The 16,405-nt window shown below is 72.7% G+C and carries 15 protein-coding genes; 4 read left to right on the top strand and 11 right to left on the bottom strand.

From position 1 onward, the window contains the following. The first annotated feature begins 19 nt into the window (after nucleotides 1–19). From pelF to AC5L36_RS20470, 3 genes are read left to right on the top strand one after another with little or no spacing between them, the layout of a single operon-like run. Nucleotides 20–1,396 (top strand): GT4 family glycosyltransferase PelF, encoded by a 1,377-nt coding sequence (gene pelF, locus AC5L36_RS20480; protein WP_441215240.1) that lies wholly within the window; start codon nucleotides 20–22, stop codon nucleotides 1,394–1,396. Then, the gene (locus AC5L36_RS20475; RefSeq protein WP_441215239.1) at nucleotides 1,393–2,532 is read left to right on the top strand and encodes a hypothetical protein; all 1,140 of its coding nucleotides are present in this window, start codon (nucleotides 1,393–1,395) and stop codon (nucleotides 2,530–2,532) included. Before pelF ends, AC5L36_RS20475 begins: the two co-directional genes overlap by 4 nt. Further along, nucleotides 2,532–2,954 carry a spherulation-specific family 4 protein gene (locus AC5L36_RS20470; RefSeq protein ID WP_441215238.1) on the top strand — a complete coding sequence of 141 codons (423 nt, stop codon included), beginning with the start codon at nucleotides 2,532–2,534 and terminating at the stop codon, nucleotides 2,952–2,954. Before AC5L36_RS20475 ends, AC5L36_RS20470 begins: the two co-directional genes overlap by 1 nt. Before the next feature lie 10 nt (nucleotides 2,955–2,964). Here AC5L36_RS20470 and AC5L36_RS20465 read toward each other — a convergent pair whose 3' ends face one another. From AC5L36_RS20465 to rsmD, 9 genes are all read right to left on the bottom strand, one after another. Continuing rightward, entirely contained in the window at nucleotides 2,965–5,193 is a 2,229-nt protein-coding gene (locus AC5L36_RS20465; RefSeq protein ID WP_441215237.1) for an MMPL family transporter, read from the bottom strand. Nucleotides 5,194–5,800: 607 nt separating this feature from the next. Next, complete coding sequence (gene mutM, locus AC5L36_RS20460) at nucleotides 5,801–6,664, bottom strand: bifunctional DNA-formamidopyrimidine glycosylase/DNA-(apurinic or apyrimidinic site) lyase (RefSeq protein ID WP_441215236.1); 864 nt, start codon at nucleotides 6,662–6,664, stop codon at nucleotides 5,801–5,803. Next, the gene (rnc, locus tag AC5L36_RS20455; protein ID WP_441215235.1) at nucleotides 6,648–7,391 is read right to left on the bottom strand and encodes a ribonuclease III; all 744 of its coding nucleotides are present in this window, start codon (nucleotides 7,389–7,391) and stop codon (nucleotides 6,648–6,650) included. The genes mutM and rnc overlap by 17 nt, the downstream gene beginning before the upstream one ends. Further along, on the bottom strand, nucleotides 7,384–8,382 hold the full coding sequence (locus AC5L36_RS20450; protein WP_441215234.1) for a phosphate acyltransferase PlsX: 999 nt from the start codon (nucleotides 8,380–8,382) through the stop codon (nucleotides 7,384–7,386). The genes rnc and AC5L36_RS20450 overlap by 8 nt, the downstream gene beginning before the upstream one ends. 13 nt (nucleotides 8,383–8,395) lie before the next feature. Then, a complete protein-coding gene (gene rpmF, locus AC5L36_RS20445; protein WP_441215233.1) occupies nucleotides 8,396–8,569 on the bottom strand; it encodes a 50S ribosomal protein L32 in 174 nt (57 codons plus the stop codon). 5 nt (nucleotides 8,570–8,574) lie between these two features. Further along, on the bottom strand, nucleotides 8,575–9,138 hold the full coding sequence (locus AC5L36_RS20440; protein WP_441215418.1) for a YceD family protein: 564 nt from the start codon (nucleotides 9,136–9,138) through the stop codon (nucleotides 8,575–8,577). A 60-nt stretch (nucleotides 9,139–9,198) separates the two neighbouring features. Further along, entirely contained in the window at nucleotides 9,199–9,696 is a 498-nt protein-coding gene (locus AC5L36_RS20435) for a hypothetical protein (RefSeq protein WP_441215232.1), read from the bottom strand. A gap of 116 nt (nucleotides 9,697–9,812) precedes the next feature. Next, nucleotides 9,813–10,289 carry a pantetheine-phosphate adenylyltransferase gene (gene coaD, locus AC5L36_RS20430; protein ID WP_441215231.1) on the bottom strand — a complete coding sequence of 159 codons (477 nt, stop codon included), beginning with the start codon at nucleotides 10,287–10,289 and terminating at the stop codon, nucleotides 9,813–9,815. Continuing rightward, nucleotides 10,286–10,849 (bottom strand): 16S rRNA (guanine(966)-N(2))-methyltransferase RsmD, encoded by a 564-nt coding sequence (rsmD, locus tag AC5L36_RS20425; RefSeq protein WP_441215230.1) that lies wholly within the window; start codon nucleotides 10,847–10,849, stop codon nucleotides 10,286–10,288. The genes coaD and rsmD overlap by 4 nt, the downstream gene beginning before the upstream one ends. A gap of 305 nt (nucleotides 10,850–11,154) precedes the next feature. Between rsmD and AC5L36_RS20420 the strand changes: the two genes are divergently transcribed. Continuing rightward, entirely contained in the window at nucleotides 11,155–12,222 is a 1,068-nt protein-coding gene (locus AC5L36_RS20420) for a cell wall anchor protein (protein ID WP_441215229.1), read from the top strand. An 85-nt stretch (nucleotides 12,223–12,307) separates the two neighbouring features. Here the strand turns inward: AC5L36_RS20420 and recG are convergent, their stop codons facing one another. Then, the gene (gene recG, locus AC5L36_RS20415) at nucleotides 12,308–14,488 is read right to left on the bottom strand and encodes an ATP-dependent DNA helicase RecG (RefSeq protein ID WP_441215228.1); all 2,181 of its coding nucleotides are present in this window, start codon (nucleotides 14,486–14,488) and stop codon (nucleotides 12,308–12,310) included. Further along, nucleotides 14,485–16,086, bottom strand: a complete 1,602-nt coding sequence (locus AC5L36_RS20410; protein WP_441215227.1) for a DAK2 domain-containing protein — start codon at nucleotides 16,084–16,086, stop codon at nucleotides 14,485–14,487. Before AC5L36_RS20410 ends, recG begins: the two co-directional genes overlap by 4 nt. Nucleotides 16,087–16,405: the final 319 nt, after the last annotated feature.

Raw genomic sequence — 16,405 nt, 5'->3', positions numbered from 1 at the left:
CTGGATCGTTGCCCCCTGCATGCGGGTAACGCTCATAACGGACGACTCCTACCCGTACGTCAAGGGTGGCCCCGGCGACTGGTGCCACCGGCTTGTGCACGGGCTCGACCGGCACACGTTCCACGTCGTCGCGCTCGGCTCCCACGAGCGGCGGGAGGCGGCGTACACCCTCCCGCCCAACGCGCTCCTCCACCCCCTCGGCGACCGCCGGCCCGCCCCCGCCGGGCGCCTGGCGCGGCACGGGCGGCGAAGGGCGGCCACCACGGCCGCCGTGCTGCTCTGCCGGGGGCTGTTGACCGACGGCGAGCAGGGCGCGGCGATGTTCGCCGAGAGCCTGCGCCTGCTCGCCGACCTGGCCGCCGCCGGCGGTGCCCCACTGCGCGGCGTACCCCTCCCCGACGTCCTGCTCGACGCCTGGCAGGCGGCCCGCTGCGAGCCGGCCCTCCCCCGCCTCTCGGTCCGCGACGCCCGCCGGGCGGCCGACCACCTCGACCGCGCGCTGCGGCCGCTCGCCGTGCGCCCGCCCGCCGCCGACCTCTGCCACGCCGTCGCCGCCGGCCCGGCGCTGCTGGTCGCGCTCGCCACCCGCTGGCGCGCGGGCACCCCGCTGCTGCTCACCGAGGACCGCCCGCCCGCTCTCGACGCGGCCGACGGGACGCCCGCGGTGAAGGCGGTGCTGCTCCGCTACCACCGGGCGCTGCGCCGCCTCGGGTACGCGGAGGCCGCGCTCGTCGCCTCGGCCAGCCGCTTCCACCAGCGCTGGGAGCTGCGCGACGGCGCCGACCCGGCCAAGGTCGTCGTGGTGCCGGGCGGCGTGGAGCCGGTGCGGTACGCGCCGCTGGAGACCGAACCACCCGCGCCGGCCGTCGTCTGGGTCGGGCAGATCGCGCCGCACAAGGACCTGCACACGCTGATCCGCGCGTTTCACCGGGTCCGCGAGGCGGTGCCGCACGCCGGACTCACCCTCGCCGGACCCACGACCGACATCGGGTACCTGGACACGTGCCGCCGCCTCGTGGAACGGCTCCGGCTCGGCGACAGCGTCACGTTCGCCGGTCCGGCCCCGTCCAGCCGCGAGGCGTACGCCGCCGGCCACGTCGTCGCCTCCTCCAGCATCGCCGAGCACACCCCCGACGCGCTCGTGGAGGCGATGCTCTGCGCGCGGCCGACGGTCAGCACCGACGTGGGCGCGGTGGCCGAGGCGGTGGGCGACGCGGGCGTGGTCGTGCCGCCCGGTGACCCGGTCGCGCTCGGCGCCGCCTGCGTCGAGCTGCTGCACGACCCGGAACGGCGGCGACGGCTCGGCGCGGCCGGGCGGGCGCGGGCGCTGCGCCTGTTCACAGTGGACGGGATGCGGCGCGCCTACGACCACCTGTACCGGGACGTGGCCGCGTGAAGGCACTCCACGAGCTGGCACAGCGCTTCGACAAAGGCGTGGCCGACGTCGACGAGCTCGTCGGGGCGCTGGAGGCGGCCGGCATCAACGACCAGGTGGCCGCCCGGCGGTACGGACAGCCCAGCGTCTTCGCGCTCGGCGAGGCGGTGCTCGCGCTGCTCGACCGGCCGCCGGCGCGCGCACCCCGCCCGAAGCCGTACCTGTGGGCCGCGCTCCGCCGCTCCGCGCTCCTGCTCACGCCGGTCGTCTGCGCCCTCGCCGCCGCGGACGAGCTGGCCCGCGTCGAGTGGCAGGTGCCCGCGCTCGCGGCCGTGCTCGGCTGGGCCGCCGCGCGCGGCTGGATGTACGCCGCCAGCGGTACCGCGCTGGTCATCGCCGCGTGCGCGCTGGCTCCCACCGCCGACCGGCCGCTGGCCGTCGGGGTGGGCCTGACCGGGTACGCGCTTGTCGCCGGGACGAGGGGCGGCCTGGGCTGGGCGGTGCCCGCCTGGCTGGCCGCCGCGGCGCTGCTGTCCGGCGCGTGGGACCGGGTGGAGATCCTTCCCGTCGCTGGCGGGCTGATGCTCGCCGGCGCGGTGCGGATCCACGCGCACGCCCCGTTCGCCGGTGTCGCCGCCGCGCTGTGCCAGGGCGCCACGGCGGTCCTCGTGTGGCGTGCGGCACCGGGCGCGGTGGTGCTCGCGCTCGGCGTACCCCTGCTGGTTTTCGTGGTGTGCTGGCACGAAGCCCGCGCCGCCACCGCGGCGGACGCGCACGACGACCTGCGGGCGTTCCACCGCGAGGTGCGCGACCTCGGCACGGTGACCGTGGGTGCGCTGGTGCCGCCGCTCGTGGCGGGCGTGGCACTGGGCGCGGCCGCGTACCGGCTGCCGTACTCGCTCTCCGGCCACCCCGGCGCGCGCGGCCTTGTGCTCGGGTGCGCGGCGGTGCTGCTGCTCGGCGGCGTGCTGGCGCTGACCGCGCTGCTCGCCGCGCGCGGGCGTCCGGCGGTGGCCGCGGTCGTCGCCGCCGGGCCGCTGTGCGCGCTCGCGGCCGGTGGCGCGCTGCTGCCGGCCACCGTCGCCGCGCTCGCCGTCACCTACGTGGCCGGTCTGGTGCTGGCCGCGCACGCCGTCTTCGACCCCGAGCGCTACTGATGGAGAAGTTCGCCAGGATCGACCTGGAGTACGGCGAGCGGCCGCTCGCGGACGTCCTCGACGCGGTGGAGCGGCTGGCCGCCGAGCCGCACGACGGGGTCTTCCTGGACCGCGCACCGGGCGACCGGGCCGGGCTGGGCGGTGTCGCGCTGGCGGTACGGGTGGCGCACCGGGTCGGGTTCGAGGTGGTGCTGCTCAACCCGGGGCGGCCGGTGGACCCGGGATACCGGGCGCTCGACGCCGCGATCTGCGTCTTCGACGGCGACTGGGCCGACTACCAGCGCTGGTCCGGCGAGGGCGCCGCGCCGGGCGACGGCCACCTCGTCTACGGCGTGCCGGCGGCCCAGGCCGAGACCGCGCGAAAGATGATGGAATGGCGCGGTGCGGGCTTCGGCGTGGTAGCCGAAACCCGCACCTGGTAGACGCCACTCCTTAGTGGACGGAGGCGAGCTCCCGCTCGGGCTCGCCGGCGTGCTTGGCCGGCGGGCGCTTGCGCAGGAAGCGCGGTGCCCACCAGTTGGCGTCGCCCAGCAGCGTCATCACCGAGGGCAGCACGACCGCCCGGATGATCGTCGCGTCGAGCAGGATCGCCGCCGCGAGGCCGATGCCGAGCTGCTTCATGTCGATCGTGCTGAGCGTGGCGAAGATGGAGAACACCGCCACCATCACGATCGCCGCGCTGCTCACCGTGCCCGCCGAGCTCGTGATGCCGTACGCCACGGCGTCCCGGTTGGACACTCCACGCTGGACAGCCTCGCGGATCCGGCTGACCACGAAGACGTGGTAGTCCATCGAGAGTCCGAAGAGGACCACGAAGAGGAAGAGCGGCAGCCACGTCACGATCGACTCCATCGACGTGAAGCCCAGCAACCCTTCCGCCCACGTGCCCTGGAAGACGAGCACCAGCAGGCCGTACGCGGCGCCGACCGAGAGCAGGTTGAGCAGGATCGAGGTCAGCGCGACCACCACCGACCGGAACGTCAGCACCATCACCACGAACGTGAGGATCAGCACGAACGCCATCACCAGCGGCAGCTTGTCCCGGATGTGTGCCGCGTAGTCCACGCTGCCGGCCACGTCGCCGCCGACCGCATAGTCCACCTTGGACAGCCCGGACATCGCCTCGGGGACGTACACGTCGCGCAGCTTGTCCAGCGACTGCCGGGCCTCGTCGGTGCGCGTGTGGTACGGCGTCGCCACTTGGAGCACGCTCACCGTGCCGTCGGCTGACTGCTCGATGTCCGGCCCGTCGGCCTCGACCGGTGCGAAGAGCGGGTCGCTCCCGGCCTTCTGCGCCAGCGCGGTCAACGCCGCCTTCACCTGTGCCGCCTCGGCCGCCGGCGCCTCCACCGCGAGGAAGTGTGCCGTGCCGGTGCTCGGGAACGCCGCGGTCAGCCGGTCGTACGCCTGCATGGCCGGCGTGGTGCGGGGCAGGTCCTCCATGCCCGGGAATTTCATCTTCATGCCCATCGCGGGCGCCGCGAGGGCCAGCAGCGCGCCGACCGAGAGGACCAGGGCGAGCAGCGGGCGGCGCAGCGCCGGGCGGAGCAGCGCCGGCCAGAAGCGGGGCGTGCCCGCGCGGCGGGCCTGAAGGCGCCACAGCAGCGGCACGCGCGGCCGGTCGACCCAGCGGCCGAGCTTGGCCAGCAGTGCCGGCAGCACGGTCAGCGAGCCGATCACCGAGACCGCGACCACCAGGATCGAGCCCACGGCCAGCGACGAGAACACCACGTCGGTGGCGAGGAAGAGCCCGGCCATCGCGATCATGACGGCGATACCCGAAACCACCACCGCGTGCCCGGACGTCTCCGCGGCGATCTCCACCGCGTCGAGGTGGGTACGTCCCTTGGCCCGTTCCTCCCGCTCGCGCTTGATGTAGAACAGCGAGTAGTCCACGCCCACCGCGAGGCCGATCAGCAGGATCACGCTGTTGGTGGTGTCGGTCGACGGCAGCAGGTGTGAGGCGAGCGTCGACAGCCCCATCGCCGCGAACACCGACGACATCGCCAGCAACACCGGCACACCGGCCGCGATGAGCGCGCCGAACGCGATGATGAGGATGGCGAGCGTGACCGGCAGGCTCAGCATCTCGGCCCGCTGGAAGTCCTCGCCGAGCGTGTCGTCGAGTGCCTTGCCGATGGACGGCCCACCGACCTCTTCGATCCGCACCTGCGGGTGCGCCTCCTGGAGAGCCGCGGTGGTGTCCTGAAGCGGCTGGAGCCGATCCGAGGCGGTGTCCGGGTCACCGCTCATGGTGACCCCGATCAGCAGCGCCGAACCATCCCGCGCCGGCACCGGCTCGTCCACTTTGGCCACACCTTCGGTGGCCTTCATCTTGGCGATCGCGTCGGCCGCCGCCGCGTCCGCCGCCGCCCGGTTCAACTGTCCACTGGGGGCGGTGATGAGGACGTTCTCCACCGCCGGGTCTTCGAAGTCACCGTGAATCTCGATCACCGACGCCCGACCGGCCTCGCCGATCGCCTGGTCCTCGTCGGTCGCCTCGTTGAGGCCGGCCGCGCTGCCCCCCACGAAGCACACCGCCACGAACACCACCCACAGCGCGATGGCGCGCCACGGGTGCTCCGCGCTCCATCGCGCGACCCGCACCGTTACCGGTCGCTTGCCCATCCCGGGCTCCCCCTCCGCCAGTCTCTTGTTCACAGCACCTGACGCTAGGGATCGGGACGCTCAGCTACATCCGGGTCCGACCCGCCCCGGCCCCGGAAGTCGGACCTCGGGGAATACCCCGACGAGAGGCCGCCGGCATAGGGGGTCGCCTGCTCCTAAAGATCAGTTCCCGAGCTACCGCGACGCCCGTCGTGGTCGCTCTCCGTCGCTCCCGCGGCCTCACCCATTCGCTGTTGCTCGCGGTTACCCCTGTTTCGCCTCCGGCGGGACCTTTCCTGAGCGGGTGTGGCTCGTTCGGTGCCCTCGTAGTCGCCTAGGTCTTGGGCTTGGCATCCCGCCATTCGGGGGAACGTGCTCGACATGTGGACCGCGCCATGATCGTTAGCCCTGTAGCTGTGTGACACGCCGAGGACAGTACGGATTTCGGGCTAACGATCATCGCGACGCAAGTGGTCGCCGGGCTTGCTGGGCGGGTGCCCACTAAAGGGAAGCAGAGCAAAGGGGTTCACGCGCACACCCTGTCTTAGCCGAGGTCTGTGGGCCTGGCGCGACCACCTGGAGTGCGTGACCAGCAGCGGACGGGTGAGGCCGCGGGAGCAGCGGTCCGGACCACCGCGGACGTCGCGGTAGCCCACGCCTTCTAAGGGGTGGCTCTGATCGGGCGGCGGGGGCGGGGTTGGCAGCGGGGGCAGCTGAAGGAGGAGCGGTTCATGAAGGGCTCGCGGCGGATGGGTGCGCCGCAGCGGTTGCAGGGCTCGCCCTCGCGGCCGTAGACGTTGAGCGAGCGGTCGAAGTAGCCGCTCTCCCCGTTGACGTTGACGTAGAGCGCGTCGAAGCTCGTGCCGCCCGCGACCAGCGCCTCGGAGAGCACCTCGCGGACGTGGCCGAGCAGCCGCGCGACCGCCGGCTTGGTGATGGCGTCGGTGGGGCGGACGCCGTGCAGTTTGGCGCGCCACAGTGCCTCGTCGGCGTAGATGTTGCCGACGCCGGAGATCAGGGTCTGGTCGAGCAGGGCGCGCTTGACCTCGGTGTGCTTGCGGCGCAGGTTGGTCACGAAGTCGGCGTCGGAGAAGAGCGGGTCCATCGGGTCGCGGGCGATGTGCGCGATCTCCGCGGGCAGCTCGGCGCCGCCGGGCGAGACCGACAGGCCGCCAAACGTGCGCTGGTCGACGAAGCGCAGCTCCGGGCCGTCGTCGTCGAAGCGGAAGCGGATCCGCAGGTGTGCCTCGTCGGGCGCGTCGTCGGGCTGGAAGAGCAGCTGGCCGGACATGCCGAGGTGGCCGATGATCGCGTCGCCCGAGTCGAGGGGGAGCCACAGGTACTTGCCGCGGCGGCACACGTCGACCACCGTGTGGCCGGAAAGTACCGCGGCGAAGTGGTCGGCGCCGGGCAGGTGGCGGCGGATGGCCCGCGGGTGGCGCACCTCCACCGACGCGATCCGCCTCCCCGTCACCCACTTGGCCAGGCCCTGTCGGACGGTCTCGACCTCAGGAAGCTCCGGCATTGTCCCCTCCGACCGCCTCGCCGAACTTGGCGGACAGCGTGCGGTAGGCCGCCTCGGCCGCCCGCTGCTCGGCCTCCTTCTTGCTGCGTCCCTCGGCCCCGCCGTAGCGGTCGCCGGCCACGACCACCCACGCCGTGAAGGTCTTGGCGTGGTCGGGGCCGGCCTCGTCGATCCGATACTCCGGCACGCCCAACCCGAGCGAGGCGGTGAGCTCCTGGAGGCTCGTCTTCCAGTCGAGGCCCGCGCCGCGGCCGGCCGACTCGGCCATCAGCGGGTCGAACAGGCGGTGGATCACCTCGGCGGCGATGTCCAGGCCGTACTGGAGGTAGATCGCGCCGAGCAGCGCCTCCAGCGTATCGGCGAGGATGCTCGCCTTGTCGCGGCCGCCCGTGGTCTCCTCGCCCTTGCCGAGCAGCAGGTACGGCCCGAGGCCGCTCGGGCCCAGCCCGCGTGCCACGTCGGCGAGCGCGCGCATGTTGACCACGCTGGCGCGGAGCTTGGCGAGCTGGCCCTCGGGCAGGTCGGGGTGGTTGTGGAAGAGCGCGGTCGTGATCACCACACCCAGCACCGAGTCGCCGAGGAACTCCAACCGCTCGTTGGTCGGCAGGCCCCCGTTCTCGTACGCGAAGGAACGGTGGGTCAGCGCCCGTTCCAGCAGCTCCGCGTCGAAGGCGACGCCGAACGCCGTCTCCAGGTGGTCGGCCGGCGGCCGCTTGCGCTTATCCATGACTCACCCCTAGCAGCGTGGCGATCTCGGTGGCCGCGGCGCGGCGGTGCAGATGTGCGGCGAGTGCGATGCCCGAGGCGACGTCCGCCCCAGTCGCGGCGCCATGGCAGACGATGACGACGCCGCCGACCCCGACCAGCGCCGCCGCCCGCGGCGGCGCCTCGATCCGGTCCGGGCGACATCTGATGTACGTGCCCTCGATGCCCTTGAGCAGCACGTTACCGGTGAACCCATCGGCGACGATCACGTCGGCGCGCTCACCGAGCGACGCTTCGTAGCCCTCGACGAGCCCGATGTAGCGGGCCTCGGAGGGCAGGGTCTGCGCGGCGATGAACGGGTCGGCGGCGCGCCGGACCCGGTCTCCCTTGCCCGGCTCGGTGCCGATCGACAGCAGGCCGACGCGGGGACGCTTCACCTGGTGGACGGTGGCGGCGTACGCGGCGCCGAGCGCGGCGTGGCGGGCCAGCGTGCCGGGGCGCGCCTCGACGGAGGCACCCACGTCGAGCAGCACCACGGGACCGGCCTCGGCCGGAAGGGTGGCGACCAGCGCCGGGCGGCGTACCCCGGCCCAGCGGCCGAGGCCGAGCACGGCGGCGGTGACGGTCGCGCCGCTGGCCCCGGCCGAGACGACCGCGTCGGCGCTGCCCTCCGCCACAGCGGCGACGGCCGCGCGGACGGTGGTGTCCGGGCGCTTGGCGCCGGTGGGCGCGTCGGCCATGCCGACCACCGCCCGCACCGGGCGCACGGCGACCCGGCCGCGGTCTGCCGGTGAGAGCGCGCCAACCAGCTCGCCGGCCACTTCAGGTGGGCCGACGAGCAGGAGGTGGAGGTCGGGATCGGCGTCGCATGCCCGCAGAGCGCCGTCAACCACGACGGCGGGTGCCCCGTCCCCGCCGAGGAGGTCAACGGCGATCCGCGCGATGCCAGGCTCAAGGGGAAGGCCAGCCTGCCCCGGTGCCTGTGCTTCCCGACCCGTGGTCGGGTCTGTCACGCGCGGCTGAGCGTCAGACCTCGATGATCTGACGGCCGTTGTACGTGCCGCAGACAGTGCACGCCGCGTGCGGGAGCTTCGGCGAGCGGCACTGCGGGCACGCCACCGTCGCCACCGCCGTGGCCTTCCACTGCGCCCGGCGCGACCGGGTGTTACTGCGCGACATCTTCCGCTTGGGGACCGCCACGGTTCTTACTCCTCTTTCTGGTGCAGTTGAGTCAGAGCCGCCCACCGGGGGTCGACCTGCTCGTGGCTGTGGCCAGCCGGCAGCTCGTCCCAGTGGACCCCGCACTCGGGGCACAGCCCTGGACAGTCTTCTCGGCACAGCGGGGTGACCGGCAGTGCGAGCACCACCGCGTCCCGCAGCACCGGCTCCAGGTCGATCAGGTCTCCCTGTAGCCGGCCGACCTCGTCTTCGTCGGCCGTCTCGTCCGTGGTGCTGTGCTCGTAGGCATACAGCTCCTGGATCGTGACGGCCACCGTGTCGCTGATCGGGCGCAGGCACCGGCCGCACTCGCCCGCCACGGGGGCGGACGCGGTGCCGGAGACGAGCACGCCCTCGGAGACCGACTCCATCCTCAGGTCGAGGGTGAGATCGGCGCCTTCGGGCACCCGGATCAGCTCCAGCCCGAGGTCTGCCGGTGCCGGCACCACCCGCGTGACCGTACGCATCGCACCAGGCCGGCGTGGGAGCTCCCTCGTGTCGAGGACCAGCGGCGACCTGGGGTCGAGGTGGATCTGCGCGTGATTGGGCATCATGAGACTCCGGCCTGGTAGGAGGCCGACGGTCTACGGTACCTGAGGCCGATCTCAGTATCAAAACGGCAGTGGCCGCTCGTTTTCCTCGCCGGTGAAGGTGCCGATCTCGCGGAGCGCGTGCATCTTGTCGCGGCCCCGCTCGATCGAGGCGAGCGCCCGGGTGAGGAACTGCTCGAAGTTGGCCAGCGCGGTGTCGACGTAGTCGTCGACCTCCGCGCGCAGCCGCTGGGCCTCCGCGCGGGCCTCGCCGACGATCCGGGCGCCCTCGTGCTCGGCGGAGACGGTGATCTCGTTGACCGACACGAGACGGGCGTGCTCGGCCTCACCCTCGCCGATGATCCGGTCGGCCTCGCGGCGACCCGCGTCGATGATCTTGTCACGCTCGTCAAGCAGAGCCGTGGCCCGCCGCAGCTCGCTGGGGAGCTCGGCGCGGAGCTGGTCGAGGGCGTTGATCATCTCACTGCGGTCGACCATGCAGTTGGTGCGCGACATGGGGACCGACCGGGCGGCCTCCACGATCGCGATGATCTCGTCGATGCGGTCGAGCGGGTCCACCTGCGCCTCACTCCTGTCGTTCCACAGCCGACCTTCACATGATGCGGGTGCTCACCTCATGATGCGGCCCCGGGGCGCAGGGTACGCCCACCGGTTGTCCGCCGGGCGCGTCGTGGTTACGACGCCAGGCGCTCGGTCAGGTGTACCGCCACCACGTCCGGCACATGCGCCGACACGTCGCCGCCCCACTTCGCGACCTCCTTGATGAGGCTCGACGAGATGAACGAGTACAGCGGGTTGGTCGGCATGAAGAGGGTCTCGACGCCGGCGAGCCCGATGTTCATCTGCGCCATCTGGAGCTCGTAGTCGAAGTCGCTCACCGCGCGCAGGCCTTTGACCACCACGGCCGCGTCCTGCGCGCGGCAGAAGTCGACGAGCAGGCCCCGGAACGACAGGACCCGCACGTTGTCGTACCCCTTGGTGACCTCGCGCAGCATGTCTATGCGCTCGTCCTCGGTGAAGAGGCCGGTCTTCGCCTGGTTGATCAACACACCGACGATGACCTCGTCGAAGAGCCGGCTGGCCCGGCCCACGATGTCCAGGTGCCCGTTGGTCACCGGGTCGAAAGAGCCGGGACACACCGCACGTCTCACGATCGGCGACCGTACCAAAGCGTTGTCTCCCCATATCGTCGGCTGTGCTCGGCGGTGATTCCTTTCACCCAGGTCAAGACCCCGGAGCGAGTGGAGCGCTCGATCACGACCACGGCCTCCGGGGCCAGCCAGCCGCCGTCGACGAGCGCGGCCTGCACGGCGGTGAGCTCCTCGTCGGGTGCCGCGTACGGCGGGTCGGCGAAGACCACGTCGTAGGCACCCCCCTCCGGCCCGTCGGCCAGTGCGCCGCTCACCTTGGCCGTGACCAGCCGGGCGGCGGGGCCGACGCCGAGCGCCGCGATGTTTTGCCGGACGACCCGGGCCACCCGCGCGTCGGATTCCACCAGCAGCACGTGCGAGGCGCCCCGGGAGAGCGCCTCGAGGCCGACCGCGCCGGAGCCGGCGTAGAGGTCGGCGACCCGCGCTCCCTCCAGGTCGACCATCGACTCCAGCGAACTGAAGAGCGCCTCGCGCACCCGATCGGAGGTGGGACGCGTGCGGTCGCCGACGGGCGCCGCGATCCGGCGGCCGCCGAGGGTGCCGGCCACGATGCGGGTCATGGGAGTGACGCTACGCTACGCGGCGGCCAAGTCACACCAGTCACTCCACTACACACAGGTATCGCCCCGCTTCACTCCGGCCATCGAAGATTACGAGTTCACAACGGGATTCTTAGTTCGGCTTCAATTCCTCTGCGTTACTTCAGGAACCGCTAAGGTCGTGCGCTGTGTCGGCAGCGTCCTCGCCGGCACGACGACCTGGGGAGGCGTCGGACGGGCCGCGGCTGAGATGGCCGCGACCGGCTGTTGCCCTGCCTGAGCCCCGGGCCGCGACCTGAGAACCCCCCTTTGTTTCAGGAGTTCGCGTGAACCGTAGCAAGCTGCGGCGATCTATCGCCGTCGTCGGAGCGGCCGTTATCGGCCTCATGACGGCCGTCGCCGTGTCCTCCCCAGCCAGCGCTCACCACCCCACCGTCACCGGCGAGGCCATCTGCACGTCGGCGGGCACCTGGATCGTCAAGTGGTCCGTCGGAAACAGCGAGACCGACATCCCCGGCACCGTCACCGCGCTCGAAGTGACACCCGCCGACACCAAGGTGGCCGGCGTCGCCGTCGGCACGGAGGTGGCCCCCGGCGGCAAGGCCCTCGGCGTGCACGTGGTGCCCGGCGACCAGACCAAGGCCGAGCTGACCGTGTCGATGCGCTGGGTCCGCGAGCACAACGGACACAAGAAAGAGATCGACGCCACCCGGAGCGGCACCGTCGAGTTCGGCGGCACCTGCACCAAGCCGAAGGCGAACCCCGACGCCAAGTTCGCGTCGAGCTGCACCGGGGTCACCGTGACGCTCATCAACGGCGCGGATGCCACCAAGCCGGCCGAGTTCGTGGTGACCGGCGAAAACGGCTTCAAGGTGGAGAAGACCGTCGCCGAGGGCGAGGAGCAGGTCATCGTCCCCGCCGCCAACGCGGGCAAGATCACCGTGACCGAGAGCGGCGAGCCCGTGGGTAAGCCGTACAGCTGGGAGCGGCCGGAAGACTGCGCGCTGCCGACCCTGGCCTACGCGTCGACCTGCGACGAGCTCATCTTCGAGATCACCAACCCGAAGGACGGCGCGCCGTTCACCGCGACCTTCACCCCCAGCACCGGTGACGCTCAGACGGTCACCGTGGCGCCGGGTGAGGTCAAGACCGTGACGTTCCCCGGTTCGGAAGGGCTCACCGTAACGCCGTCGAGCGAGGGTGTCGAAGGCGAGCCGTTCGCCTGGGAGCCCGAGGAGTCCTGCGGCGGTGGCGGTGGCGGCGGTGACGAGCCCGAGCTGCCGGTGACCGGTGTCGCGGCGGGTGGCATCGCGGGCGGCGCGCTCGTGCTGCTGTCCCTCGGCGCGGTGCTCTTCTTCATGGCTCGCCGGCGGCGCATGAGGTTTACCGCCTAAGCAGTATCCGTTTCACCCCCTCCGCGGCCCGCGACGACACCCCCCGGTCGTCGCGGGCCGCACCCGTCGCGGGCCTTGCCGTGGGTCAGCCCTTCTCCAGGTACTCCGCGCGCTCCTCGTCGACGAGCGCGGCCACCGAGGCGGCCAGCGCGGGATGGCGCTCGAGCTCGGGATCCTCCTCCACGAGCGAGATGGCCTCCATCCGGGCCTCGTTGATGAGCTTGGTGTCGTGCAGCAGCGACAGCAGCCGCAGGTGTGAGCGGCGCCCCGACTGGGTGGCGCCGAGCACGTCGCCCTCGCGCCGCTGCTCCAGATCGATCTCGGCGAGCCGGAACCCGTCGGTCGTGGAGGCCACCGCGTCGAGGCGCTCGCGGGCGGGCGTGCCCTCCGGCGCCTCGGTCACCAGCAGGCACAGGCCGGGCGCGGAGCCCCGACCCACGCGGCCGCGGAGCTGGTGCAGCTGGGAGACGCCGAAACGCTCGGCGTCGAGCACCACCATGACTGTCGCGTTGGGGACGTTGACGCCGACCTCGACCACGGTGGTGGCGACCAGCACGTCGATCTTGCCGCCCGCGAACGCCCGCATCACCGTGTCTTTCTCGTCGGCGGGCAGCTTGCCGTGCAGCACGCCCAGGCGCAGCCCGTGCAGCGGCCCGTCGGACAGCAGCGGCGCGACGTCGAGCACCGCCACGGGCGGCCGCTTGCCGTTGTCGTCCGTCTCCACTGGGGCGTCTTCGTCGGACGACGTGTCGCCGATGCGGGGACACACCACGTACGCCTGGTGGCCGGCCGCGACCTCCTCGCGGATCCGCTGCCACGCGCGCTCCAGGAACGCCGGCTTGTCGGCGGCCGGCACCACGTGCGACGCGATCGGCGAGCGGCCCCGCGGCAGCTGCGACAGCGTGGACACCTCGAGGTCGCCGTAGACGGTCATCGCCACCGTGCGCGGGATCGGCGTGGCCGTCATGACGAGCACGTGCGGCGGCTGCTCGCCCTTGGCCCGCAGCGCGTCACGCTGCTCCACGCCGAACCGGTGCTGCTCGTCGACGACCACCAGGCCGAGGTCGGCGAAGTCGACCCCTTCGTACAGCAGGGCGTGCGTGCCCACCACGATGCCCGCCTGGCCGGTCGCGATCTCCTCCAGCGCCCGCCGCCGGGCCGCCGCGCCCAGCGAGCCGGTGACGAGCGCGACGCGGGTGGCGCCGTCGGCCGAGTCGAGCTCGCCGGCGCGGCCGAGCGGCCCGAGCAGCTCGGCGATCCCCCGGTAGTGCTGCGCGGCGAGCACCTCGGTCGGCGCCAGCATCGCGGCCTGACCGCCGGCGTCGACCACCTGGAGCATCGCGCGCACGGCCACGAGCGTCTTACCGGAGCCCACCTCGCCCTGGAGCAGGCGGTGCATCGGGTGTGCGGTGGCGAGGTCGCGGGCGATCTCACCGCCGACCGTGCGCTGCCCGTCGGTCAGCTCGTAGGGCAGGGTGGCGTCGAACGCCGCGAGCAGGCCGCCCTCCCTCTGCCGGCGGGGCCGGGCCGGCCAGGAGGCGGCGCGGTGCTTGCGCTGCACGAGCGTCAGCTGCACCGCGAACGCCTCGTCCCACTTGAGCCGCCGCCGGGCCCGGTAGAGGTCCTCTTTGGACGACGGCCGGTGGATCTCACGCAGCGCCGTGGCGAGGTCGACGAGGCCGCCGTGGGCGCGCACGCCGCCCGGCAGCGGATCCTCCGGCATCGTGGCCGCGTCGAGCACGACGCGGACGCACCGCGCGATCGTCCACGTAGGAACCTTCGCCGCCGCGGGGTAGACCGGGATCAGCGCGCCCGCGAACTCCTCGATCTCCTCCGACGCCTCGCCCTCGTCGGACAGCAGGACGTACTGCGGGCTGTTGAGCTGGCGCTTGCCCCGAAACTCGGTCACCTTGCCGGCGAAGAGCCCCCACCGCCCCGGTCGCAGCTCCCTCTCCCGCCACGTCTGGCGGCGCCCGAAGTAGGTGAGCATCAGCTGGCCACCCATGTCGTCGCCGACGGTCACCTCGAGCATCTCGTCGGAGCCGTTTCGGATCTTGCGCTTGTTGGAGACCCGCACCTGCGCCATCACCGTGACGTCTTCGCCCACCTCGAGCGAACGCATGTCGGTGTGGTCGCCCCGCTCGTCGTATCGCCGGGGGAAGTGGTAGAGCAGGTCGCCCGCGGTGTGCAGGTCGAGGTGGGTGGCGAGGGCCTTGGCCGTATTGCCGCCGAGCACCTTGGTGAGCGGCGTGTCCACATCGGTCATTCGATGCCTACTAGGAGCGGATAGGTGGGCTGGCCGCCGTCGTACACCTGCACCTCCACAAACGGCCATCGCTGGGCCAGATGGTCCCGCAGCCCGTCACCGAGGCCCGGCGGCGCGTCGGAGCCCAGCAGCAGGGTGGCGAGCTCGCCGCCCCCGCCGAGCATGCGGTCGAGCAGGTCGCGGCAGGTCTGCGCCAGGTCGGCGCCGATCAGGTGCACCTCGTCTTCGACCAGCGCCAGCACGTCGCCGGGGCGGCAGGGGCCGGCCATGGTGACCGCCTCGCGGCTGGCGTAGCAGACCTTCGCGTATCGGCAGGCGCCCGCCGCCTCGGCCATCGCGATCACGTCGTCTTCGAACCCACGGCCCGCGTCGCGGACGGCCAGCGCGGCCAGCGCCTGCACCGGCGAACGGGTGGGCACCACGCTGACCCGCACCCCCAACGCCTGCGCCTCGCGCGCCGCGGCACCGGCGACCGCCTGGGTGTCGGGATCGTCGGGCAGCACCACCACCCGCCCGGCCCCGGTGGCGAGCACGGCGTCGAGGATCTCGGCCGTCGACGGGTTGGCCCCGATCACCCGCGCGCCCTCGCCCCCGAAGATCTCGACAAGCCCCGACCCGGCCGCGGCCACCACCGCACCCCGGCCGTCCGGGTCGCGGGGCGGCGATGTCGGCCCGGCGGTCGCCGCACCCGGCGCCTGGTCTTCGAAACGCGTCACCGTGATCCGGTGTGGCCGCCCCGCCTCCACACCCGCCTCGATGGCGGCGCCGATGTCGTTGACGTGGACATGCACATTCCACACAGGCTCGTCGCCCACCACGACGAGCGAGTCGCCCAGCACCGCCAGCGTCGCCCGCAACCGCTCCACCGCGGCGGAGCCGGCCTCGAGCAGGTACTGCACCTCGTACCCGTACTCCGAAGATCCGGTCTCGCGGGTGGCGGTGACCGGGCGGCCGAGCGCGACCGGCGCGGACGTCACCTCCTGCCCGGTGACCACCGCGACAAGAGCGTCGAGCAGCACACAGAGGCCGCGCCCACCCGCGTCGACAACACCGGCGCGGGCCAACGCCGGCAACTGCTCGGGCGTGCGGGCCAGCGCGGCGGCCGCCGCCCCCGCCGCCGAACGCGCCACCGCGTCGAGATCGTCCGACCCGGTGGCCGTCGCCCCCGCCGCGGCCGCTGAGGCGACAGTCAGGATCGTCCCCTCCACCGGCCTGGCCACGGCCGCCCGCGCCGCCGCGGCCGCCTCGCCCAGCGCGCCGGCGAGCGCCCGCCCCCGGACGGCGCCCACGTCGGCGAGGGAGTCGGCCATCCCGCGCAGCAGCTGCGAGACGATCACACCCGAATTGCCCCGCGCACCGAGCAGCGCGCCCCGCGACATGAGCCGCAGCACGCCGCCGCTGTCGTCACCCCCGCCTACCCCGTCGTCGGCGATCGCCCGCTGCGCCGACGCGACGGTGAGCACGAGGTTGGTGCCGGTGTCGCCGTCGGGCACGGGGTAGACATTGAGCTGGTCGATCTCGTGCTGGTGCAGGCGCAACGACTCGAGCCCGGCCGCACACCACCGGCGCACCGCCTCCGCGTCGAACGTCTCCAGCACGCGATGAGCCTACTGTCGCCCACCGACACCCGCCGCGATCTCCCGCCCGCCTGTCGTCGGCGGCCATACATTCAAATGCCTTGAGCTACCGCGACGTCCGCCGTGGTCCAGACCGCTGCTCCCGCGGCCTCACCCGTCCGCTGTTGGTCACGCTCACCCATTTCTCGGCCCGACGGCCCGGGTGCGCCACTTTGTGGTTGCGCCGCGAACACGCAAGACCGTCCGGGGTGGCGCGGTGATCGTTAGCCCTACAGCTGTGTGACACGCCGGGGAGAGTGCGGGTTTTGGGCTAACGATCATCGCGGTATCCGCCGGCCCT

The organism is Phytohabitans sp. LZ39, from assembly GCF_059359075.1.
Note: the sequence above shows the minus strand (reverse complement) of the source record. Positions and strands in the feature narration are given on the sequence as shown.

Bases quoted from the DNA above. Each gene is read 5' to 3' on its own strand.
- pelF (WP_441215240.1), top strand. From the start codon at position 20: ATGCGGGTAACGCTCATAACGGACGACTCCTACCCGTACGTCAAGGGT.
- AC5L36_RS20470 (WP_441215238.1), top strand. From the start codon at position 2,532: ATGGAGAAGTTCGCCAGGATCGACCTGGAGTACGGCGAGCGGCCGCTC.
- mutM (WP_441215236.1), bottom strand. From the start codon at position 6,664: ATGCCGGAGCTTCCTGAGGTCGAGACCGTCCGACAGGGCCTGGCCAAG.
- rnc (WP_441215235.1), bottom strand. From the start codon at position 7,391: ATGGATAAGCGCAAGCGGCCGCCGGCCGACCACCTGGAGACGGCGTTC.
- AC5L36_RS20440 (WP_441215418.1), bottom strand. From the start codon at position 9,138: ATGCCCAATCACGCGCAGATCCACCTCGACCCCAGGTCGCCGCTGGTC.
- rsmD (WP_441215230.1), bottom strand. From the start codon at position 10,849: ATGACCCGCATCGTGGCCGGCACCCTCGGCGGCCGCCGGATCGCGGCG.
- recG (WP_441215228.1), bottom strand. From the start codon at position 14,488: ATGACCGATGTGGACACGCCGCTCACCAAGGTGCTCGGCGGCAATACG.